The organism is Virgibacillus sp. SK37, assembly GCF_000725285.1.
Classification (GTDB): Bacteria; Bacillota; Bacilli; order Bacillales; family Amphibacillaceae; genus Virgibacillus_Q.
The window spans coordinates 1,523,293-1,545,781 of record NZ_CP007161.1; the positions used below are offsets into that span (position 1 = coordinate 1,523,293).

18 protein-coding genes and 1 other annotated feature are annotated in these 22,489 nt (G+C 36.8%); of the genes, 12 read left to right on the forward strand and 6 right to left on the reverse strand.

The window, feature by feature from the left end; all coding sequences use genetic code 11:
- Positions 1-35: 35 nt before the first annotated feature.
- From X953_RS07885 to motS, 8 genes are all read left to right on the forward strand, one after another.
- A complete protein-coding gene (locus tag X953_RS07885) occupies positions 36-1,148 on the forward strand; it encodes a nicotinate phosphoribosyltransferase (protein ID WP_040955082.1) in 1,113 nt (370 codons plus the stop codon).
- 123 nt (positions 1,149-1,271) lie between these two features.
- Positions 1,272-2,573, forward strand: coding sequence for a UDP-N-acetylmuramate--L-alanine ligase (gene murC / locus X953_RS07890; RefSeq protein ID WP_040955083.1), 1,302 nt, complete (start codon positions 1,272-1,274; stop codon positions 2,571-2,573).
- Positions 2,574-2,924: 351 nt separating this feature from the next.
- Entirely contained in the window at positions 2,925-3,329 is a 405-nt protein-coding gene (locus tag X953_RS07895; protein ID WP_040955084.1) for a DUF948 domain-containing protein, read from the forward strand.
- Between the two features lie 23 nt (positions 3,330-3,352).
- On the forward strand, positions 3,353-3,784 hold the full coding sequence (locus X953_RS07900) for a YtxH domain-containing protein (protein WP_040955085.1): 432 nt from the start codon (positions 3,353-3,355) through the stop codon (positions 3,782-3,784).
- A gap of 338 nt (positions 3,785-4,122) precedes the next feature.
- Positions 4,123-5,211, forward strand: a complete 1,089-nt coding sequence (locus tag X953_RS07905; RefSeq protein WP_040955086.1) for a bifunctional 3-deoxy-7-phosphoheptulonate synthase/chorismate mutase — start codon at positions 4,123-4,125, stop codon at positions 5,209-5,211.
- Between the two features lie 155 nt (positions 5,212-5,366).
- The gene (gene ccpA / locus X953_RS07910; protein WP_040955087.1) at positions 5,367-6,362 is read left to right on the forward strand and encodes a catabolite control protein A; all 996 of its coding nucleotides are present in this window, start codon (positions 5,367-5,369) and stop codon (positions 6,360-6,362) included.
- Between the two features lie 56 nt (positions 6,363-6,418).
- Positions 6,419-7,243 carry a flagellar motor protein MotP gene (gene motP / locus X953_RS07915; RefSeq protein ID WP_040955088.1) on the forward strand — a complete coding sequence of 275 codons (825 nt, stop codon included), beginning with the start codon at positions 6,419-6,421 and terminating at the stop codon, positions 7,241-7,243.
- Positions 7,233-8,021 carry a flagellar motor protein MotS gene (motS, locus tag X953_RS07920; protein ID WP_040955089.1) on the forward strand — a complete coding sequence of 263 codons (789 nt, stop codon included), beginning with the start codon at positions 7,233-7,235 and terminating at the stop codon, positions 8,019-8,021. Before motP ends, motS begins: the two co-directional genes overlap by 11 nt.
- 186 nt (positions 8,022-8,207) lie before the next feature.
- Here motS and X953_RS07925 read toward each other — a convergent pair whose 3' ends face one another.
- From X953_RS07925 to X953_RS07940, 4 genes are all read right to left on the reverse strand, one after another.
- Positions 8,208-9,365, reverse strand: coding sequence for an acetoin utilization protein AcuC (locus X953_RS07925; RefSeq protein ID WP_040955090.1), 1,158 nt, complete (start codon positions 9,363-9,365; stop codon positions 8,208-8,210).
- A complete protein-coding gene (locus X953_RS07930) occupies positions 9,362-10,015 on the reverse strand; it encodes an acetoin utilization AcuB family protein (RefSeq protein ID WP_040955091.1) in 654 nt (217 codons plus the stop codon). Before X953_RS07930 ends, X953_RS07925 begins: the two co-directional genes overlap by 4 nt.
- The gene (locus X953_RS07935; RefSeq protein ID WP_040955092.1) at positions 10,016-10,669 is read right to left on the reverse strand and encodes a GNAT family N-acetyltransferase; all 654 of its coding nucleotides are present in this window, start codon (positions 10,667-10,669) and stop codon (positions 10,016-10,018) included.
- A gap of 655 nt (positions 10,670-11,324) precedes the next feature.
- Complete coding sequence (locus X953_RS07940) at positions 11,325-14,321, reverse strand: transglycosylase domain-containing protein (protein ID WP_040955093.1); 2,997 nt, start codon at positions 14,319-14,321, stop codon at positions 11,325-11,327.
- A 116-nt stretch (positions 14,322-14,437) separates the two neighbouring features.
- Positions 14,438-14,661, forward strand: a binding site (T-box leader).
- A gap of 89 nt (positions 14,662-14,750) precedes the next feature.
- Between X953_RS07940 and tyrS the strand changes: the two genes are divergently transcribed.
- Positions 14,751-16,022 carry a tyrosine--tRNA ligase gene (gene tyrS, locus X953_RS07945; protein WP_040955094.1) on the forward strand — a complete coding sequence of 424 codons (1,272 nt, stop codon included), beginning with the start codon at positions 14,751-14,753 and terminating at the stop codon, positions 16,020-16,022.
- A gap of 240 nt (positions 16,023-16,262) precedes the next feature.
- On the opposite strand, the gene rpsD is transcribed toward tyrS, so the two are convergent.
- Complete coding sequence (gene rpsD, locus X953_RS07950; RefSeq protein WP_019378152.1) at positions 16,263-16,865, reverse strand: 30S ribosomal protein S4; 603 nt, start codon at positions 16,863-16,865, stop codon at positions 16,263-16,265.
- 341 nt (positions 16,866-17,206) lie between these two features.
- Here rpsD and X953_RS07955 point away from each other — a divergent pair, with 341 nt between their 5' ends.
- Positions 17,207-19,057: a diguanylate cyclase domain-containing protein gene (locus tag X953_RS07955; protein WP_052350089.1), complete on the forward strand. Its 1,851-nt coding sequence runs from the start codon at positions 17,207-17,209 to the stop codon at positions 19,055-19,057.
- A gap of 269 nt (positions 19,058-19,326) precedes the next feature.
- Here the strand turns inward: X953_RS07955 and X953_RS07960 are convergent, their stop codons facing one another.
- Positions 19,327-19,809 carry a GAF domain-containing protein gene (locus X953_RS07960; RefSeq protein ID WP_040955095.1) on the reverse strand — a complete coding sequence of 161 codons (483 nt, stop codon included), beginning with the start codon at positions 19,807-19,809 and terminating at the stop codon, positions 19,327-19,329.
- 127 nt (positions 19,810-19,936) lie between these two features.
- Between X953_RS07960 and refZ the strand changes: the two genes are divergently transcribed.
- Positions 19,937-20,578: a forespore capture DNA-binding protein RefZ gene (gene refZ / locus X953_RS07965; RefSeq protein WP_040955096.1), complete on the forward strand. Its 642-nt coding sequence runs from the start codon at positions 19,937-19,939 to the stop codon at positions 20,576-20,578.
- Positions 20,579-20,748: 170 nt separating this feature from the next.
- On the forward strand, positions 20,749-22,440 hold the full coding sequence (gene ezrA / locus X953_RS07970; RefSeq protein WP_040955097.1) for a septation ring formation regulator EzrA: 1,692 nt from the start codon (positions 20,749-20,751) through the stop codon (positions 22,438-22,440).
- The last annotated feature ends 49 nt before the right edge of the window (positions 22,441-22,489 follow it).

Here is a 22,489-nt window from a genome sequence, read left to right on the forward strand (position 1 = left end):
AATGGACAACAATAACCTGTATAAGGAGAACATAAATGAAAGAAATTACTCAAAAGTTAGAAGGGAAAATTAATCGACTTACAAATAAAACATTTAAATTCGATGAGCGAATTAAAGAAGGCTGGTTTTCTGCAGTATATTTTCTAAAGACAAAAGAAATTGCTGAAAATAAGTTGCCGGATAACTATGTCACAATGCAATTTTTTCAAAAGGAAAATGCTGTTCTATGTGGTACAGATGAAGCTATTGCTTTACTACATACATTCGCAAAAAATCCTGAAACACTTGAAATTCACTCCTTAAAAGATGGCGATAGAATAGGTCCTTATGAATCAGTACTTACCGTTTCGGGGGCATATCAACAATTCGGTTTTTTGGAAGGGATTATTGACGGAATATTGGGAAGAAGAACATCTGTAGCTACAAATGTATACAATGTTGTAAAAGCGGCGAGAACATCCGGGAAACAGAAGCCCGTGATATTTATGGGCGATCGAGATGATCACTATACCCAGCAGGCTGGTGATGGCTATGCTGCATTTATCGGAGGTTCCACTGCACAGGCTACACATGCAATGAATGAATGGTGGGGAAAAAAAGGAATGGGGACAATGCCCCATGCTTTAATTCAAATGTTCCGTGGTGATATTGTTGCTGCATCAAAGGCTTATCATGAAATGTATCCAGAAGACGACCTTGTTGCATTGGTCGATTACAATAATGATGTAATTACAGACTCATTAAAGGTCGCCCATGAATTTGGAAAGGACTTGCAAGCTGTTCGGATTGATACATCAAGAACATTGGTGGATAAATACTTTTTAAGAAACCATCATTTAATGGGCACGTTTGATCCAAGAGGAGTAAACCCGGAATTAACATTTGCTTTAAGAAAAGCACTTGATGACGAAGGTTTTAACCATGTGAAAATTATGCTCAGTGGGGGCTTTACAGAGAGTCGAATTACCCATTTTGAAAAATTAGGTGTACCTGTTGATATGTATGGAGTAGGGGGAAGCCTTTTAAAGATCAATATTGGTTTTACCGGTGATAATGTTCTGTTAAATGGTTCTCCTGAAGCAAAAGAAGGAAGAAGATATCGACCAAATCCTCGTTTGGAAAAGGTAACGATGAACCAAGCAGATTAACAGACAAAGCCCTATTCTATTTCGATCCATTATTTGTTATAATTAAACGATAGTTTAAAAAATTACTATCGAAAATATGGATAAACGATTTGATTTTCAGGTACAATTTGGAGGTTCTTTTTTATGACAACTTACCATTTTATTGGTATAAAAGGCACTGGAATGAGTGCTTTAGCCCACATACTCCATGATTCTGGAGAAACTGTTCAGGGTTCTGATGTTGAAAAGCAATTTTTTACACAGGAAGCACTTGAAGAAAAAAACATTCCTATTTACCCTTTTTCAGAAACCAACATCAAAGAAAATTTCACGGTGATCGCAGGTAATGCATTTTCTGATGATCACATTGAAATCCAGGAAGCTAAGAAACAAGGTGTTACTTTCTATAGGTATCATGAATTTTTAGGCGAATGGCTAAAACAATATACAAGTATCGCAGTAACTGGAGCACATGGAAAAACCTCTACAACAGGTCTGCTTGCTCACGTGCTTAATGAAAGTTTTCCTATCTCTTACCTTATTGGCGATGGTACAGGCAAGGGGCATGTAGACAGTAAATATTTTGTCTTTGAAGCTTGTGAATACCGACGGCACTTTTTAAGCTATGAACCAGATTATGCGATCATGACGAATATTGATTTTGATCATCCTGATTATTTTACGAGCATTGAAGATGTTTTTCAGGCATTTCAGTCGATGGCAGATCGTGTAAAAAAGGGAATAATCGCATGTGGTGATGATGATCAACTACAACAAATACATGCAAAGGTTCCGGTTGTTTATTATGGTTTTGCTGCTACAAATGATTTTCAAGCACAAAACATTGCAGAAACACCTGAAGGAACTCAGTTTGATGTTTTCGTTAGAAATACTTATTATGATACGTTCCAAATCCCTATGTTTGGAGAGCATAACGTGCTAAATGCATTGTCAGTCATAGCAATCTGCCATTATGAGGGAATTAAGGCAGAACACATTAAGAATTTAAGTACGTTTAAAGGTGTGAAGCGGAGATTTACCGAGAAGAAACGAGGTAACCAGATTCTCATCGATGATTACGCACATCATCCGAAAGAAATAACTGCAACGATTAACTCTGCAAGAAAAAAATATCCTGATAAAGAAATTGTGGCGATTTTTCAACCACATACCTTTACAAGAACAAAGACATTTTTACAGGAATTTGCTGATAGTTTAAATGAGGCAGATTATGTGTATTTATGTGATATTTTTGGTTCTGCAAGAGAAGAGGCTGGAAAATTAACGATTAATGATCTACTCGAGCTTATCCAAAATGGGAATGTCCTGGAATTATCAAAAACCGAAGTACTATCCGAATATAATAACAGTGTACTTATTTTTATGGGAGCTGGGGATATTCAGAAGTTCCAGAAGGCATATGAAGAAAATAGTCCGGTAAAATAACACAAGTTTAAGAGAGTCTGCCATGTTGCAGACTCTCTTTTAATTGGGCTAAATCTGTTAGGACCATATTAATTTGTGTCTCTTAAAGTATTTTGCATTTATACTTGTAGTGGCGTTAGCCTCGAACAAGAGATATAATTTTATGAAATTTGATCCTTTTAAAAGGATAAGAGACTTATTTGTCGAAATAATGTATAGGAAGATATTATCTTTGGGAGAATAGAAGGTTTGATAATTTCTTTGCAGGGTATTATTAAAAAAGGTTGTTTTTTGGTATACTAACAACAGGTTCGACACAAAAAGCCTCTGACACAGCATATTTCAACATACGAGAAGGAGTGAATATGGAAAATGGAAATTTTAGGATACATAGCTGCAATTATTGCTGCATTGGCGTTTGTAGTACTAGTTGTATATGTTATTATCACATTAAAAGCAACAAAGGAAACCCTTAATAATGTATCGGAAACAATGACTAATTTAGAAAAGCAAATGCAGGGTGTTACCAGTGAAACAACAGAACTTCTGGCCAAAACAAATAAGTTGGCAGACGATGTCAATTATAAGTCAAGTAAATTAAATGGATTATTTGACGGAGCTAAAGGTATTGGCGATACCGTAAAGGATTTTAATGATTCCTTAAAACAATTATCTGAAAGCATTAGACGTACATCAAAAGAAAATCCGGAAAAAGCTGCTCAAGCAATTAAATGGGGTTCTGCAATGATGGACTTATGGAAAAAGAAAAGTAAATAGATTGTTAAAGAGGAGGAATTGGAATGGAAGAGACAAAAAATAGTAATAGCAATATTAACACGAAAGATTTTATTATCGGCACACTAATCGGTGGAATAGTGGGTGTATCTGCTGCCTTACTTCTTGCTCCTAAAAGCGGAAAAGATTTGAGAAGTGATATTAACGATGGTGCCACCCAAATGAAAGGGAAAGCTTCCGAGTTTAAAGACACTGCCCAGGAGAAAGGGTATCACTGGAAGGATAAAGCCTACACTACCGGATCTGAGCTAAAGAAAAGAGCGATGGATACAACGTCACAGTTAACTAAAAATGCCTCTGATAAAACAAAAGAATTAACGAAGACTGTGCAAAGTAAGTTGCAGGATAAACGCATCAAAGAAGATGAAGCGTTGGAGGCTGCCGAAGAAGTTGCTGAGGCAATTGAGGAAGCTGCCGAAGAAATGGAAACAAGATAATTTAAAAAAAGGGCTGTTCTTTATAGAGCAGTCTTTTTTCATTGCTTACCTAAGAATATAGCGATTGGCAATTACTTCTTTTAGTGAACTAGCTTTTTGCAGCAACAAAACCCAAGATGTTTTAGCTTCGTGTTAAAAAACAAATTGAAGACCGTCTATAGCTTGTCAAAGCTGTCTAAGATACTTCCCCTTGTGCTGATAACAAAGGCTCGAAAAAGAAAAATCAAAAAAAGTTTACATAAATAAAAAATTTCCATCGACAATGGTAGGTATTTTAGCTATAATTGTCTCTAATTATTAAAAAATTGTGATCAAATACGTAAGGGGAGGAAGATAAGATGAAGGATTTAGAGCAGTTGAGAGAAGAATTGGATGATGTGAACTTAGAGATTTTGAAGCTAATTAATCAAAGAGCATTGCTAGTGCAGGATATTGGGCAAATCAAAACTAAGCAAAGTATGAAGCGTTTTGATCCAGTAAGGGAAAGAGATATGCTTGACCAGATTACTTCCCAAAATGATGGCCCGTTTGAAAAAGCAACAATTGAACATATTTTTAAGGAAATATTCAAAGCGAGTTTAGAACTGCAGGAAGATGATCATCGAAAAGCTTTACTTGTTTCACGTAAAAAGAAACCGGAAGATACCATCATTGATATTAAAGGGGCTAAAATTGGAGACGGCAATACCCATTACGTTATAGGGCCATGTGCGGTAGAAAGCTACGAACAAGTAGAAAAAGTAGCTGCTGCTGTGAAAAGTAAAGGCATTAAGTTATTACGCGGGGGCGCATTCAAACCTAGAACGTCACCATATGACTTTCAAGGGTTAGGGATTGAAGGGTTACAAATCTTAAAGCGTGCTGCAGATAAACATGGACTGGCTGTTGTAAGTGAAATTGTTAACCCTGCTCATATTGAAGAAGCTCTTGATTATGTTGATGTGATCCAAATTGGGGCTAGAAATATGCAAAATTTTGAGTTGTTAAAGGCTGCAGGAGATGTGAATAAACCTGTATTATTAAAACGAGGGCTTTCTGCTACTATTTCTGAATTTATTAATGCAGCTGAATACATTAATTCAAGAGGAAATGGAAATATCATTCTTTGTGAACGTGGAATACGTACATATGAGAAGGCGACGAGAAATACGTTGGATATTTCGGCTGTGCCAATTTTAAAACAAGAAACCCATTTACCAGTAATGGTAGACGTAACACATTCCACAGGAAGAAGAGATTTACTGTTACCAACTGCTAAAGCCGCACTAGCAATTGGTGCAGATGGAGTAATGGCGGAGGTTCATCCGGATCCAGCTGTTGCTTTATCTGATTCCGCTCAACAGATGGACATACCAATGTTCGACCATTTTATTGAAGAATTAAAAGAAATGGATCAACGAATTAAATTGGTTGGAGAAAAAAGTTAATTTTAGTAGATCCACCATTTAATGCTACTTATTCTATTTAAAGGCTGTTCAACCTTGTTGAATTAGCCTTTAAATTTTTGTATTTTTTTTCGGAGTAGAGTATGATAAAGAAAATAGAGGACGATTTGTCATGTTAATTAGGAGGTAGAGTAAGAATGAATATAACAATTTATGATGTAGCAAGAGAGGCAAACGTATCCATGGCAACGGTTTCCCGTGTAGTTAACGGTAACCCCAATGTGAAGCCTACAACAAGAAAGAAAGTATTAGCAACAATTGAGAGATTAGGCTATCGTCCTAATGCCGTAGCAAGAGGGCTTGCGAGCAAAAAAACGACAACTGTCGGTGCAATTATTCCTGATATATCAAGTATCTTCTTTGCTGAGTTAGCAAGAGGGATTGAAGATATCGCAACAATGTATAAATATAATATTATACTAAGCAACTCTGACCAAAATAAAGATAAAGAACTTCAATTAATAAATACGATGCTGGAAAAGCAAGTAGATGGCATTATTTTTATGGGTGGAGACATAACAGAAGAGCATGTACAACAATTTAAAACATCTTCTGTTCCTGTGGTACTTGCTGCTACTTACGATGAAAATGAAGACATACCATCTGTAAATATAGATTATGAAGAAGCAGCCTATGAAGCAACCAAATTTCTAATAGAACAAGGAAATAATCAGCCTGCTTTTGTATCAGGGCAAGAAGATACACATATTAGCCTTTTGAAATATAATGGATACCAACGTGCAATAGAAGAATCCGGAACCAAGGTAAATGAGGAAAGAATAGTTAAAGGAGATTATTCTTATGACTCTGGAATAGAAGCGATTAATCACTTACTGCAGTTAGAAGAAAAACCGACTGCTGTTTTTGTTGCTTCCGATGAAATGGCACTGGGAGTAATACATGGTGCCCAGGATAAAGGCTACAAGGTTCCCGAAGATATCGAAGTATTCGGATTTGATAACACAAGACTTGCAACAATGGTACGTCCTACACTGTCAACAATCGTTCAACCAATGTATGACATTGGCGCAGTCGCAATGCGATTGTTAACGAAGTTTATGAATAAGGAAGAGGTTACAGATCAAAAGGTAGTTTTGCCACATCGAATTGAAAAAAGAAATTCAACAAAATAGAACTTATGCCGATATAAGAATTAGAATCAATTCTACACGGTTTGGGGAGAGAAAATATGAGAAAACGAGATATATTGACTCCGATCGGCATAACATTAGGTTTTATTATGATCATGCTAGCAATAATGTCCAAGGGTGGTACTGCAGGCGCCTCACTTTTTCTAGACATATCATCAATCTTTATAGTGATTGGCGGTTTAATTGCTTCTATGTTAATTAATTTTAAAATGGAGCAAATAAAACTGACTAACAAAATAATCAGTGAAGCATTTCATAAAAACGATCTAAAATTACCTGAGCTTATTCGTTTGTTTATCCGGTTGTCTGAACGAGCTAGAAGAGAAGGACTTCTTGCACTCGAGAACGAACTCGAGGAGGTAGAAGATACTTTTATCCGTAAGGGAATTCTACTTGCTGTTGATGGCATTGAACCTGAGGTAATCAAGGATATTATGAATGCAGAGATAACCGCGATGGAAGATCGTCACTATAGAGGGAGAACGCTCGTGGAGAAGGCTGGGGAATATGCACCAGCCTGGGGCATGATTGGTACATTAGTTGGTCTTGTGCTTATGTTAAATAACCTTCAAGATCCAACAGCCTTGGGACCAAGCATGGCTGTAGCACTATTAACAACATTGTACGGTACCGTACTTGCTAATTTGGTATTTGTTCCTATGGCAAGTAAGTTGGAAACGAAAACGGAAGAAGAAGTATTTATTAAACAAATTATTATTGAGGGTGTTATTGGCGTTCAATCCGGCCAAAACCCACGAATTTTAGAAGAAAAACTTAGTGCATTTCTCTCCAATGATGTAAAAGACAGACAAGAAGAGCAAGGGGACTCTGGCTTCGTGGAGGAAAGAATCAATGAAGCGTAGGGTGATTAAAAAAAAGCAAAATAGTGGTGCCCCAAAATGGATGGTTACATATTCAGATATGGTTACCCTGATTTTAGTATTTTTTATCTTATTGTTTTCCATGTCACAAATTGATTTAGTGAAATTTGATGCGATATCTGAATCCTTTCGAAATCGCATGATATTTGACTTTAATCCATCCCCAGTACCAATGGAGAATCCCACTCAAAGCTCCAGTGTAAAAGAAACAGGTAAAGAATCAAACGAGTTTGAAGTTCCTGTAGAGTTAGAAGAGGAACAGGAAGAGATTTCAGAAACTCAATCACTAAATGGACTAATGGATGAAATAGAGAAGTATTTGGATAAAAATGAATTAAATAACGTAATTTCTGCTAACAGGACAGAAAGAGGCGTTGTTTTAGTATTGCAGGAGAAAATTCTTTTTGATTCGGGAGAAGCTAAAATTATTGACGGCGGTAAACCTTTTCTTAATAAGATTGGCTCATTGCTAAATAAAATGCCTAATCAGGTAAAAGTGGAAGGGCATACGGACAGCAGGCCAATATCCAATTATCGCTACCCTTCTAACTGGGAACTTTCAGGAGCACGCGCAAGTAGTGTGATACGATACCTGATTGATAAAAACAAGTTTGATGAATCCCGCTTTTCTTCTGTTGGTTATGCTGACACTAGACCGTTGGTACCGAATACCTCTTCTGATAACTGGAAAAAGAATAGAAGAGTCGAGATAGTAGTTCTAGATGAGGGAGCTACAATAAAAGAAGGAGATAACCCATAAGAGTTATCTCTTTTTTATTAAAAGAAATTATAAGTATTTCGGCTTACAGATTCTTTGTTATTTGTTAGAAGAACCTCTGTTTAGCTCCAGTGTCTCCCGTCCTTGAGTTCTTAAGTGATACAAAGTTCACCATTACGACTTCTTGGATTATGTTGCCTGAAGTTGTTCAATGTGATTGTGCATATCTTAAGTCATTTTTTTTGTATATTTTAGCAGACTTTCTAGTAATTTAGCATTTTTTTCAGTAATCTCTGTTTTTCGAGGGATATTTGGTACCATATCATGCGGGTCATTCCAATGTAATGGTAGATTCACTGGAGAATGTTGCTGCCATCGGGCTAACCAAGTGGCAGGAAGCTTACCAGTTGCCGGTTTACCTGTGGCCATCACATTCCAAACTTGAGCCCACGCCCGTGGCACGACACGCCAAATATCATACCCTCCACCACCAACTGCAATCCATTTCCCTCCACAGTATTGGTGTGCTAACTCATGTGCCAACAATGGAATTTGTTCATAAATTTTCATTGTGGCACATAAATGTGTCAATGGATCGAGACAGTGCGCATCAGCTCCATTTTGAGAAATAATTACATCCGGCTGAAAGAAATCCGTAATTTCCCTTAAAGCAGTTTCATAGACGTGAAGGAAGGAGTCATCTTCAGTGAAGGCATCGATGGGCAGGTTGAATGAATAGCCATGCCCTTCTTTGATACCTCTTTCATTTACATTACCTGTTCCTGGAAATAAATATCTGCCGGTTTCATGAATAGAGAATGTACATACATTAGGATCATCATAAAAGGCCCATTGAACACCGTCTCCATGATGTGCGTCTGTATCGATGTAAAGCACCCTTAAGTTGTATTTCTCTCTAATGTATTTTATTGCTACAGCACTGTCATTGTAAATACAAAATCCTGCTGCTTTTCTCTTAAACCCATGATGAAGCCCACCACCCAGGTTAAGAGCATGTTGGTTTTTTCCAGTTAATACAGCATCTACTGCAGTTAATGTCCCACCAACTAAATAACTTGAAGCTTCATGCATATTTGGGAATATTGGTGTATCATCTGTTCCTAAACCATACTCAAACCCAGCCTCTGACGTCAGTTGTCCCTTACTTGCTTTTTTTACTGCTTCAATATAGACAGGATCGTGAAACAGCGCCAATTCCTCCTCTGTGGCCATGCGTGGAGGAATAATATGTGATTTCTTTAAATGGTCAATCTCCTCTAGCAACTCTTTTGCCATAAGGACCCGTTTTTGATTGAATGGATGATCTTCATTAAAATGATAGTTTAGGAATTCTTTAGCAAATACAAAAGCTGACTCGCACGTCATAGTTTTGGCTCCGGTACGTTATTTGGCCACATTAACTCAAAGCCTGCAGTGCGGAGATCATTTATAATTGGTAGCGGATTCATTGTTTGGATACGAAAAACCAATATTTTATAATTTGGGTCATTTTTAAAAGGGTATACAAGTACAGAAATTATATTTGTTTTTCTTTTTCCAAAAACTGCAGTAACCTCCGGTAATATGCCGGGGCGATGGGGGACTTTTACTTCAATATGAGAACCTTGCGTGTGTGTTCCTGTTAACTGGATTAAGGTGTGAAGCATATCTTTTTCTGTTACCATTCCAACAAGTTTATTGTTATCCCGCACAACTGGAAGTGCTGCGAATTCTTCATCATAAAAAATCCGGGCAATCTCCTCTACGAAATCTAAAGGATGTATAGTAACAACAGGTGTGCTCATAATTGTTTGGATTTCATTTTCAAGTTCTTCTGATATAGAGTTCGTATCAAAAACCGAAGGACTAGCATCGCGAACGTCCCGATCGGAGACAATTCCAATAACTTGATAATCTCCATTCACAATGGGGATATGTCTAATTCTATGCTTTTGTAATAATTGTAAAGCTTCAGCAATTGTAGCAGTTGGCGATAAAGTAACCACAGATGTTTTCATTATTTCTTCAACTAGCAATTAAAACCCCTCCCTCATATTACGATATTGATGTCTTTTCAAAAAACGTAGGGTGTCAAATCTTTCTACAGAGGCCTGGGATACATTTTTGCCAATGCGTACCATTAGACAATTTGCCGGATGGGATATTATTTCTGGATCGTCTGTTGGGGCAGGTACAAGCCCTCCAGCAGCCATCATCTTTTCCATGACTTTTCGATAATCCCAAATACTTAGACGAGTTCTGTCAAGATCCCAATGCCAGTAATACTCTGTAGAGATAACAATATAATTCTCCATATATTCATCTAGCATGGATACCTTTAATAAATTGGATGCAATTTTTGCCCCGCGATAAGCAGGGATTACTTCGATAGCTCCCAATTCAATGAGTTCTTCCATATTAAATTCAGACCACCTTTCCAGAGGGTCTGGATGCAAATAAGTTACATATCCAACTATCGTGTCTTCCGTACGTGCAATAATAAGGCGTCCTTCCGGGAAATCAGCTATACTTTGGATAGCTTCAAACTGTTTAGGCGCTGGTCGGAATGCTGTTAAATGCTCATGAAAATGGTATTTTTTTAATTCAACTGAGGATAAAGGACCTTCAATGGTAATTGCTTCGTCTGCTGTGTGCTTTGTTAAGGAATGGTAGTTTTTCGTATGCTCCAATCATTTCACCACCTGTTTAAAATAATGTTAGTTAATTATGCGCTCACTTTTATTATACTAGATATAGCTATATAATTTTAGTTATTTATAGAATTTGTTGAAATAATCTCACATATGGTATGCAAATTCATTATTAGAAGCTTGATAATTTTTTTATGGAAGAAATATGATTTATTGTTAAAAGTTCTGCGTAGTTGGAGGAAAATGCGACCTAACTTGGTTGATAAAAAGCTCAGTGAAATATTTGAGAAGAAGCGCCCCATTGATTTTCGTTGCATGCGGACGCTTTCACACCTCCGGGTACAAGTGCGACATCTGCTCGCTACCTCGCAGTGTCTTCTTTGCCGCCGGCATGGCTTCAGCCGCTTCCTCCGCTACGCTCCGTGCAGGGTCTTCAGCTCATGCTATTCCGGCAGGAGTCGCCGCATTACACTCCAATCAATTTGTATGAGCTTTAATATTTCACATGCAAAGTGGGCTTTTCACTTGTCCTTGACGATGTTAATCGAGCTTTTCAGCATACCATAACAAAGTTAGTTCGCATTTTATATATAATCCATAGTTACTAATCTAGACACATGTGTTATTGAACTAACAAAAAGCCAGCTGTGATTTTTTCCACAGCTGGCTTTTTTAATTATTATGAGTGAGAGGCTTATGGATTGGCATTTTCCTCATTATCACTATCGTTGGCTTCTCCGCCATTATTTTCATCTGATGCTTCTGAATCTTGGTTCTCATCATCTGGTTTAGGATCGTTCTGCTCTTCTTTATCTTTCTTATCCTTATTTTCGTCTTTTTTGTCATCAGGTTTTTTTTCATCTTTTTTCTTATCCTGATTCTTGTCTGGTTTTTCTGGTTCCTTTTTAGTTGTATCTCCAACAATCAGTTCTTTGGAAGGGGAAGACTCCCTGCCAAAATAGTCTACCGCTTTTACCCGATATACCGCGTTACCGCCGCCTATTTGATAGGAAGTATCTACTGTGCTCCCGACAAGGGATAAATCTCCGCCAGCGTTTGCTTTATAAATACGATAGCCGACTACATCATTGCTCCCCGATTTACTCCATGTCAACTTACCACCTGATTTAGAAAGAGAGGATGGTGCTGCAGGGGATTTTCCATCATCTTTTATGGCACTTCCAACCTTGCCGCCACTTGGTCCGCTGATTTTATTCCACTTTTCCGTTTCTGTCCTTGGATAAAGTTGCGAAAGATCACTAAGATTATCATAACCATTGCGTTTTAACCATTCTGGATTAAATGCTAAGCCGTCACCTTTTACAAACTCACTTGGCGTATTTGGCCCTGCTACGACAGCTTTACCATTAACCGTTACATAGCTGCCGCCGATTAGACTATCATCCTTTTTAGTAGGAACATACTTGACGTTAAATAGGTCACTTTTAACTAACCCGGCTTTTGCACAAAGTTCAGATGGTAACATTCCGGATATCGCACAATAGCTTCTACTTACAATGCCATCCGGACGCTTGAATCGGTCAGAAGGTGTGATAAGCTCTGGTTTAATTTCTGCAGCGCTATTTATTAACTGTGCCCATAGTTTAATATTTCGTTGGCTATAGCTTAGAGACATTCCAGTATTGTATATGGAGTGTGGTGTATCGTAACCAATCCACGTACCAAACGTCACATTTGGATTTGTTGCAATAAACCATGCATCTTTATAATCCTGGGATGTTCCTGTTTTACCTGCCCAATCAACGCCACCATTGCTTAGCTGGGATTTTAAATATGCGCCAGTTCCTTGATTTATAACATCACGCATCATATCGACAGTTAAATACGTTGTTTGTGGTGAAAACACGTCAGTTGGCTTTGTTTCATGTTGGTAAATTACATCACCGTCATTTGTAGTTATTTTTTCAATCATATAACCATCAACAAACTTACCGTTATTTCCAAAGGTGGAAAAAGCACTCACGTTCTCTTCAACTGTAATTCCTTTATCAGTAGCCCCGATGGCTAATGAAGGATATGCCTGCTCTTTTTTGGTTAACGTACTAATTCCCATTTTATTTACTAAATATTCTTTTGCAGGGTTTTCATGAATCATCCTTGTGTAAATTTCAGCTGCGGGCATGTTATATGAATTAGTAAGTGCTTTTCTTGCAGATACTATTCCATAATGTCCGCCCCCGTAGTTACTAGGCTTGTTATATTCCCAACCGGGCAACTTCTTTGCATAGTCAGCTAGAACCGAACCAGGCTGAATATATCCTTTCTCCATAGCGGGAGCATAATCTAACAGTGGTTTAATCGTACTACCTGGTGACCGGAGTGTTTCAGTTGCATGTCTATTTTGATTGTCCTCATGGCCACGGCCACCTACAAAGCTAATAATTTTACCTGTACTATTTTCTCTTAATACAGCCCCGGTTTGGACTTTTTCAGTTATTTCCACTGTTTTGCCGGTTTCCGGATCAGTATCGGTAAATGTACGGTCAGGTCCATAATGCTCGTAGTTCTTTGCTACTTTTTGAAACACATCGTAAATTTTCTTGTCTATTGTTGAGTAGATGTGAAACCCGTCAGTTTCAATAGATCGTTCCGCGAGAATTGAATATTCTTCATTTAATTTTTTATTGTTTTCCACATCTTTCAATGTGTATCCATCTTTTTCAATTAGATATTCTTTTATAATATCTTTTGCTCTTTCTTGTATTTCCACAGTCAAGTATGGGTATTCCTCAATTGGTGATTTCTTGCCTTTGGCGAAATCTGATTTAATATCGTATGCTAAAGCTTCTTTGTATTGCTTTTCTGAAATATATTCTGCTTCAAACATTCTATTGAGTACAGTTTTCATTCTGTTTATTCCAGGCTGCAAACCATTTTCTTCTTTCAACTCGCCCCCATTTGCAAAAGGTGTATAAGCGGAAGGGCTTTGTGGCAGGCCGGCCAGATATGCTGCCTGTGCCAAGTTTACTTCGTCCGCATTTAAACCGAATATACCTTGAGCAGCTGTTTGAATACCAGCGATGTTTTGACCGGAAGCATTTCTACCATATGGAACGATGTTCAAATATGCTTCCAGGATCTCGTCTTTTTCAAAGAAACGTTCTAATCTTAAGGCAAGAAGTATTTCTTTTGCTTTCCTCTCAAAAGATACTTCGTTAGTTAGGATTTGGTTTTTAATTAACTGCTGAGTTAATGTACTACCACCAGTCTTAACATCGGAATTAAGAGCTTCCTGCATAATAGCTCTTACGATTGCTTTTGGAACTACTCCTTTATGTTCTTCAAAATATTCATCTTCCGTAGCAATTACTGCATCAATTAAGGTTGGTGATATTTTATCTAACGAGGTCTCTTCTCTATGTATGTCGGATCGCACATCGCCCAAATAAATTTTATCAGCAAAATAGAGACTTGTAGTTTCTTCATAATTATATATGTCTTTTTTCATCGCTTCTTTGTTTCGAATTGGTTCATCTTTTACTAATGAGGCAAAGTAGCCAGCTCCAATTCCTCCTGCAAAGAACATACCTATGAAACTAATAATCAGAAAGAATAGAATAACATTCCAAACTACATCATAGGTAACCCGCGAAGACTTTTGAACCTTTCCTGTTTTCCACAAGTGTTTGAATTTGTTACTATATTTTTGAAATAATTGCTTGAAATCCATAGCAAAACCTCCTAAATTCAAGTACTATTATAGCATAATTAAAATTAAGGGGTATACAAAATTTATAAGTACCTTGCATTTAAAAATGGAATATGGTATTAATAAATATACTATATTATTTTGCAATGAAGGAATTAGAGTAGTTATGCAGATCACTGTTTAAAGAGACCTGACGGTTGGTGTGAGTCAGGACAAATTTGCAAGCGAATTACAATCTGGAGCAGACTTTCCTTTTATCTATATACAGACAACTGGAAAGCGGTGGAAACATCGTTAACAATCCTAAGTGGCAAATTTATTTGCAACAAGGGTGGTACCGCGTGTTAAACTCGTCCCTTTTCTGTAGGGAGGAGTTTTTTTATTTGGCTATTATTTTTAAAGTAGAGCTACAGTATCTGTAATTAATTTTACGATGGAGTGTGAAAACGAATGGATATTTTGCAGGATTTAGAAAAAAGAGGGTTAATTCATCAAACAACGGACAGAGAAGGACTGGAAAAACACTTGGCAGAAAACCAAGTTACCTTATATTGTGGGTTTGATCCTACAGCTGACAGCCTTCATATTGGTCATCTACTACCAATCACTATGTTAAAACGATTCCAAAAAGCCGGGCATAAACCAATTGCACTTGTTGGTGGCGGTACAGGGATGATAGGTGATCCAAGCGGTCGTACGAGTGAACGTTCTTTGAATGAAGCCCATGTGGTTAAAGGGTTTAGTGAAAAAATAAGGCAGCAAATCGCTAAACTTGTTGAGTTTGACCAGGGAGATAACCCGGTAGTTTCACGTAACAATCATGATTGGTTATCTAATATGACGATAATTGATTTTCTAAGAGATGCAGGGAAACATTTTGGTATAAACTATATGCTTGCAAAAGAATCCGTATCAGCAAGGATTGAACAAGGGATTACGTACACAGAGTTCAGTTATATGATTTTGCAATCTCTTGACTTCCTTAAGCTATATGAACAAGAAAATTGTACTTTGCAAATTGGCGGAAGTGATCAATGGGGAAATATTACAGCAGGCATGGAACTAATTCGCCGGTCTCGCGAGCAGGAAAACGAAGATATTAAAGTGTTCGGTCTTACGGTTCCTCTAATCACAAAAGCAGATGGGACAAAATTTGGGAAAACAGCAGGTGGTGCCGTGTGGCTTGACCCTGAAAAAACCTCTCCATATGAATTCTACCAATTTTGGGTTAATACAGATGATCGAGATGTAATTAAGTTCTTACGTTACTTTACATTTATTTCAGATGAAGAAATCGCAGAGTTGGAAAATGAAGTAAATAATCAACCTGAAAAAAGGGTAGCTCAAAGACGGTTGGCAGAGGAAATGACTAAAGAGGTTCATAGTCAGGAGGCTCTTGAGCAGGCCCAAAAAATCTCAGCCGCATTGTTCAGTGGAGATATAAAAGAATTAACTGCTACAGAAATCAAACAAGGATTTAAGGACGTACCATCATACAAAGCTTCTAAAAATGACATTGCTTTAATAGAATTGCTTGTTGATGCTTCCATTTCTTCATCTAAAAGACAGGCAAGAGAAGATGTTACCAATGGGGCTGTCTATATTAATGGAGAACGACAACAGGAACTAGACTATGTAATAAGTAAGCAGGATCGTATTGATGATATGTTTACTGTTATCCGAAGAGGTAAAAAGAAATATTTTTTAATTGATTTTAGTTAATTTAACAAGGGCAATTTATAATTGCCCTTGCTTTTTAAATGGAGATAGGGGAGATACGTTGGGTAGAGGAAAGCTATCCGTCATAGAAGGAATTTATCAGCAGTAGATGAGCATTATCTACCTCAGAAAATTAATCAGTAGTCAGCCTTCGAAGCTGGATAAGGTTAATATAGTAATAAAATTATATTTTATAGATTTCTAAGCAATAAAAAAACCGGAGGGTAGCCTCCGGTTTTTAGCTTAACGAGAGTAGAATTCTACGATAAGCGCTTCGTTGATTTCAGCTGGAAGTTCAGAACGTTCAGGGAATCGAACGAGAGTACCTTCCATTTTATCTGCATCAAATGTTAAATATTCAGGAATGAAGTTATTAACTTCAATCGCTTCTTTAACAATATCAAGATTTTTAGACTTTTCACGCAAGCTAACAGCTTGGCCAGGCTTTAAACGGTATGATGGAATATCCACACGAGAACCATCAACAAGAACATGACCATGGTTAACTAGCTGACGAGCTTGTCTGCGAGTACGAGCAAGTCCCAAGCGGTAAACGATATTATCAAGGCGAGAATCAAGAAGAATCATGAAGTTTTCACCATGAATACCTTTCATTTTACCAGCAAGGTTGAATAAATTACGGAATTGACGTTCGGTCAACCCGTACATGAAGCGAAGCTTTTGCTTCTCTTGCATTTGTAAACCATATTCTGTGATTTTCTTGCGTTGATTCGGTCCATGTTGACCAGGAGCGTAAGGGCGTTTATCTAATTCCTTACCAGTTCCAGTTAATGAAATGCCAAGACGACGTGATTTTTTCCATACTGATCCAGTATAGCGAGCCATAAGACATTTCCTCCTTTTTATTTTATTTGCATAAAATAAACGAGCGTGTTCCAATCCGTTGTCCATTATGTTTTCATGTACCATCGCTCCAGCAGCTAAGAGTTACGCGATACACCTCGTGAGAGAGGAACAAAATGGGTCCAAGCGTCGGTTCACATAGGCTACTTAATTATTTTACACAACGACTAGTATATATTTTTTTGGAGAATAAGTCAACCATCCTTTTAAATTATACAAATAAAGTTTAATATATAGGTTATACGTACTAGTTAGTATATAATGAGTATAGAGATAATTTAAATATAGGTGATGAGAAATCATTTCATTTTAGGGTGATGAGAATGACTGAACCAAAAGAAATAATTACGTCTATAAAAAATGAATACTTTGATATTTGTACACACTTGGAAGAGTATAACTACCAGCAAATTGTTAGCATGCTTGCTTCTTCTTTGAAGATGGTTCTCAATGCTCCTTTTGTGGCCATGTACACATATAATAAGTGGGAAAAAAACTATAAGCTAATCAATGAAATAAATGTACAGGAAGACTTTCCCCCTAAACAGATAATAGAAAATGACCAGGAATTGAAACACATGAATTCAACAACTATGTATAGCGATGTGCTAACACTTCACCCTCAAAAAGAATATGACATCCTATTGTATATTGGTTGGCTGAAGGAGCATACATTTTCACAAGAAAGACTAGATGGAATACGACACGAAACGGAGCGCGTTTTTACAACTATTACTTCCTACTACTTAGAAAAACAGAACAGAGAAAGAGCGGATCTCTTGTATGAGTTTTCTTCAGACTTGCTGCCAATGAAGGATAAAGAAGAGATTTTACATTATATTATCCGGAAACTCAGTTTTCTCTATCCAAAAAGTGAGTTCCATTTATTATTATCGCATGATTTGGATACAGATTCCGACTTACCTGTTAAGACAATTGAATATAGTGATGATGTGACAAAAAGGGCAAGTACACAAGTGTTTATGTCAGGTAGTGTCCAAATGGAAATTGGAGAAACAGGGAAAAATCCTTCTTTATATGCTCCGTTAAGTGGAAAACAAGGTGTATACGGAGTACTTCAGGTAATAACGAAAAGTGACTTGCATTTTCTAGATGATATGGCAGATTTTATAAAGGGTGTCGCTGAAATTACTGGAAAAGCGATAGAGAATGCCTCATTATTTGCGCATATAAATCAGTCGATTTCCGATTTGAAACTAATTAATGATACAACACATAAATTAAATTCTAATCTGCAGTTGTCCGAGATAACGAAACATATTAGAAATTTAATTATAGAAGTTTATCATGCTTCCCAAATTGGATTTATTTATTATTCAGAAACAAAAGAAAGCGATTATGAAATTTTGACTGGTAGTACAACGTATTTCACTACAAAACAAGGTCACATGCTTGTAGAATATTTGGTTGGCAGAAAGCTGAAAGAAGCAATTTTTTCTGGAGATTTTAAAGAAATTCCGCATTTCCCATATAAGTCCGTAATGGTAACACCGATGACTAATTCAAATACTATTTATGGTTTTATTGTAGTTATGCATGAAGAGCAAGCTTACTTTAGTTTCGAAAGATTTAAGTTATTACAGTTATTAACTCATCATTCAACACTTGCCTTAACAAATACAAGTTTGCGTGAACGGCTGGAACGAGCAGTAATTACAGACCACCTTACGAAGCTATATTCAAGAAACCATTTGGAAGAGGAAATTAGCAATCATATGGTTGTCGGAGAGATGGGGGCACTTCTATTATTTGATATCGATGATTTTAAAAAGGTGAATGATACATTTGGACATCATGTTGGAGACCAAGTTCTAAAACAAGTAGCTCAAGTTATTAAAACTTTCATCGAAACGGAAGATATACCAGCAAGATGGGGCGGGGAAGAATTAGCTATATATGCTCCGAACATTACTTTGAATGAAGGTGTACAGGTAGCAGGGCTAATTCGTCGCCAAGTAGAAAAATTTACTGACCCTGTAGTCACTCTTTCCTGTGGTGTTGCTTCCTGGAGTATAGAGGAAGAAGATACGATTAAGGATTTATTCCTTCGAGCGGATAAGGCATTATATGAAGCGAAAAACACCGGTAAAAATTGTGTTGCTAAACATACTGTGGCTTCCTATGCAATAGAGCAGAACACGAATAAGCAATAGTTAAGAAAGTAGTAAAGCTATTTTCATATCGCAAAACACTTCACTCCCAACACCATCTGGTCTGAATGAAGTGTTTTGTTATTCAAAAATTAGTATAAATCAACCGTTTAAATATGAAACAAACCTTGTTAAAAAGTTTAGTTGCAAATGTAGTTCTCTTGTCTCAAAGGTGTGAAAGTATTCAACTTGTAGCAGGGCTATGGTGTCTAAATACCCTTAGCAGAAAAGTTGAAATAGAAACGGCTCACATGTTTGTAAGCCGCGTTTTTTTATGCTAGATGTTCTTGTAAAATGGTAACAAATTCTTCCAGATAATGTTTATCTGTCTCATCAAAACGATCGGTAATTGGACTATCAATATCTAATACCCCATAAACACCATTATCCAGTTCAATTGGTATAACGATTTCTGATTTGCTCGCACTGTCACAGGCAATATGTCCAGGAAAAGCTGTTACATCTGAAACAAGCTGTGTAGTGCGCTGTTCTATTGCAGTGCCACATACACCCTTGCCTACAGGGATCCGTATGCATGCAGGCAAACCTTGAAACGGGCCGAGCACCAATTCATTTTTCTTAAGAAGATAGAAACCAACCCAGTTTACTTCTGATAAAAATTGGTTTAATAGGGCGGATGCGTTCGATAGAAGGGCAATCTCGTCTGTTTCTCCTTCACTTAGTGCACGTAATTGTTTATTTAACAATTCATAGTCTTTTGTTCTATTTCCTGAATAATTCGTTACTTGAAACATATACATTTTCCTTTCATAATAGATTTCATTATCTAGCCTCATTCGACATGTGATGATTTATTTGTCGAGAAGATATTGCAGGATTAATAAGACCTTTTGTCGTAATGGAAAAGTAAGGAGTTGAATAATGATGAAAATAAACGCCTCTAAACAAAAAGTCCTGGAAGCAGCTTCCTCTTTATTTTTCCAAAAAGGATTCCACGGTACTTCCGTGCGAGATATAGCAGAAAAAGCTTCTGTCAACGTATCCCTAATCAGTTATTATTTTAAAGGGAAACAGGGACTACTGGAATATGCTGTCACCCATTACTACGAGAATTATTTAACCGTGATAGAAGAAACAATGGAGGATGTAAAAACATTGTCTCCACTCGATCAGTTGAAAGAGCTAATTTTTCACATTATACAGTACAAGCAGAGTAATCATCAATTATCTTGTTTTATTCAACGGGAGCTATCTTTGGATTCCGTATTTGTGAGGGAAATGGCAGTTACATACTTAGCGAAAGAAAACTATTATATTCGCAATTTATTTTTCACCTTAATTAAAGATCAGAAAAAGAATGAAGACGATCGGAATTATTTACTTATGCAGTTAAAGGGGATGTTGATCACACCCTATATCATGCATAATGAATGGAAAAACCAAGTTGTCGGTACATATTCACATGATATCTTTGTCAATAAGTATGCACGAAATATACAACAATGGCTTGATTTTCTCGCAAAAGAAAATACGAAAGTTACAAATCAAAATACTCCTAGATAAAAAATTGACAAAAAGCCAATTAATTTGTGTTTTTTTAGCCAAAAAAGGAAGTAACATGGTATTATAGTTACTATAATTATAAAAATGACAGTATTAATTGCTATTTGTTCACCAAGAGGCTTTGAGAGAAATGTTCCTCTTAAAATAGGAATATTGTTAGGAGGCATTGTATGGCGTATATCATAGGAATAATTCTTGTAATCATTGCTCTAATTATTATTGGCCTAATCATGCGGAAACGAATATACGATCATGTTGACCGCTATGAGGCATGGAAAATGGATATTATGGGGAGAAATGTAGCTGCACATCTTAGTAAAATTAAAACATTAAACTTATCTGGGGAAACACAAGAAAAATTTGAAGCTTGGAAAGAACGCTGGGAATTTATTATTACTAAGGAATTACCAGATATTGAAGAACATTTGTTTGATGCAGAGGAAAGTGCAGACCGATACCGTTTTTCCAAAGCGAAGAAAATCTTACATAATGTAGAAGAAATTCTCCAATCAATTGAAAAAGAAATTGAGAAGTTGCTTGCAGAAGTAGACGAATTATTGCAATCAGAGGAATCCAGCAGACAAGAGGTAGAAGAAATATTACCACATATAAAAGCATGTAGAAAAAAACTTTCCCAAAATCGATATCAATATGGAAAGGCAGAGGCACATTTCGATAAAGAAATCGATGTGCTCGAGAAAAAATTGGATAACTACTATAGTCTGGTGGAGCAAGGAAATTATCTGGAGGCAAAACAGATTGTCGATGAGATTAAATTGAGTCTTGACCAATTGGAACAACAGTTGGAGGCATTTCCAAGAATATATAAATTATGTAAATATGAATTACCTTCACAACTAGACAATCTTTATAGTGGCATAAAAGGGATGAAAGAAGATGGTTACCGAGTAGAGCACCTGGCATTTGAAAAAGAAATTCGTACATATCAAGAGCAACTTTTATTAATGGTGAAAAAACTGGAATCTGGAGACTTACAAAATACGGAGTCACTCATAGAAGATGTGGAAGTACGGATTAAAGAGATGTATCAGTTGTTGGAAAAAGAAGCCCTTGCTAAAAACTACTTAGATACACAGATACCTAGCTATGAAGAGTCCTTAGGCGACATCAATAATGCCTTTCTTGATACAAAGCTGGAAGTGGAAAAATTAAAACATGCCTATTACTTTGAAGATCATGACATGGAACGTTATTTGATGTTGGAAAACACGATAGCTAAGCTCAAAACAGAGTTAGAAGAACTGTTACTGGAGTTAGACAATGAAGACACCTCTCATTCCAAGTTGCGTGAACAAGTGGAGCAGGGATTTGAGCAATTGAAGGAATTAAATGAAAAACATGATGCTTTTAGAAAACGAGTTCAAAATCTAAGGAAAGATGAACTTGAGGCAAAAGAAAAATTAATTGATATTCGCAATAAATTAGCAGATACTCAACGTAAACTAAAGAAAAGTAATGTGCCGGGAGTACCGCAGTTTATTTGGGATATGATAAGAAAAGCATCTGATAAAAACAATCGTGTCATGAAAGTACTCGAGAAACAGCCACTCGAAATGTCAAATGTACAAGAAGCTCTAGCAGAAGCAAATGATGCTGTTGAGCATGTAATTGAGCAAACTAATGTGATGTTGGATCAGGCTTACTTGACTGAACAGGTCATTCAATATGCGAATAGATATAGAAGTCAATATCCATTATTGGCTGCTAAGCTGGCTGAAGCTGAGCGATTATTTAGAACGTACGATTATGAACTTGCTTTAGAGCATGCAGCAAAGGCAATTGAAGAAATTGAACCAGGGGCTCTAAAGAAAATCGAGGAATTTCAGCAAACAGCAAACTAAAAAAATAGTAATAAGCAAAGAAAAGGATATTTTTAAAAATATCCTTTTC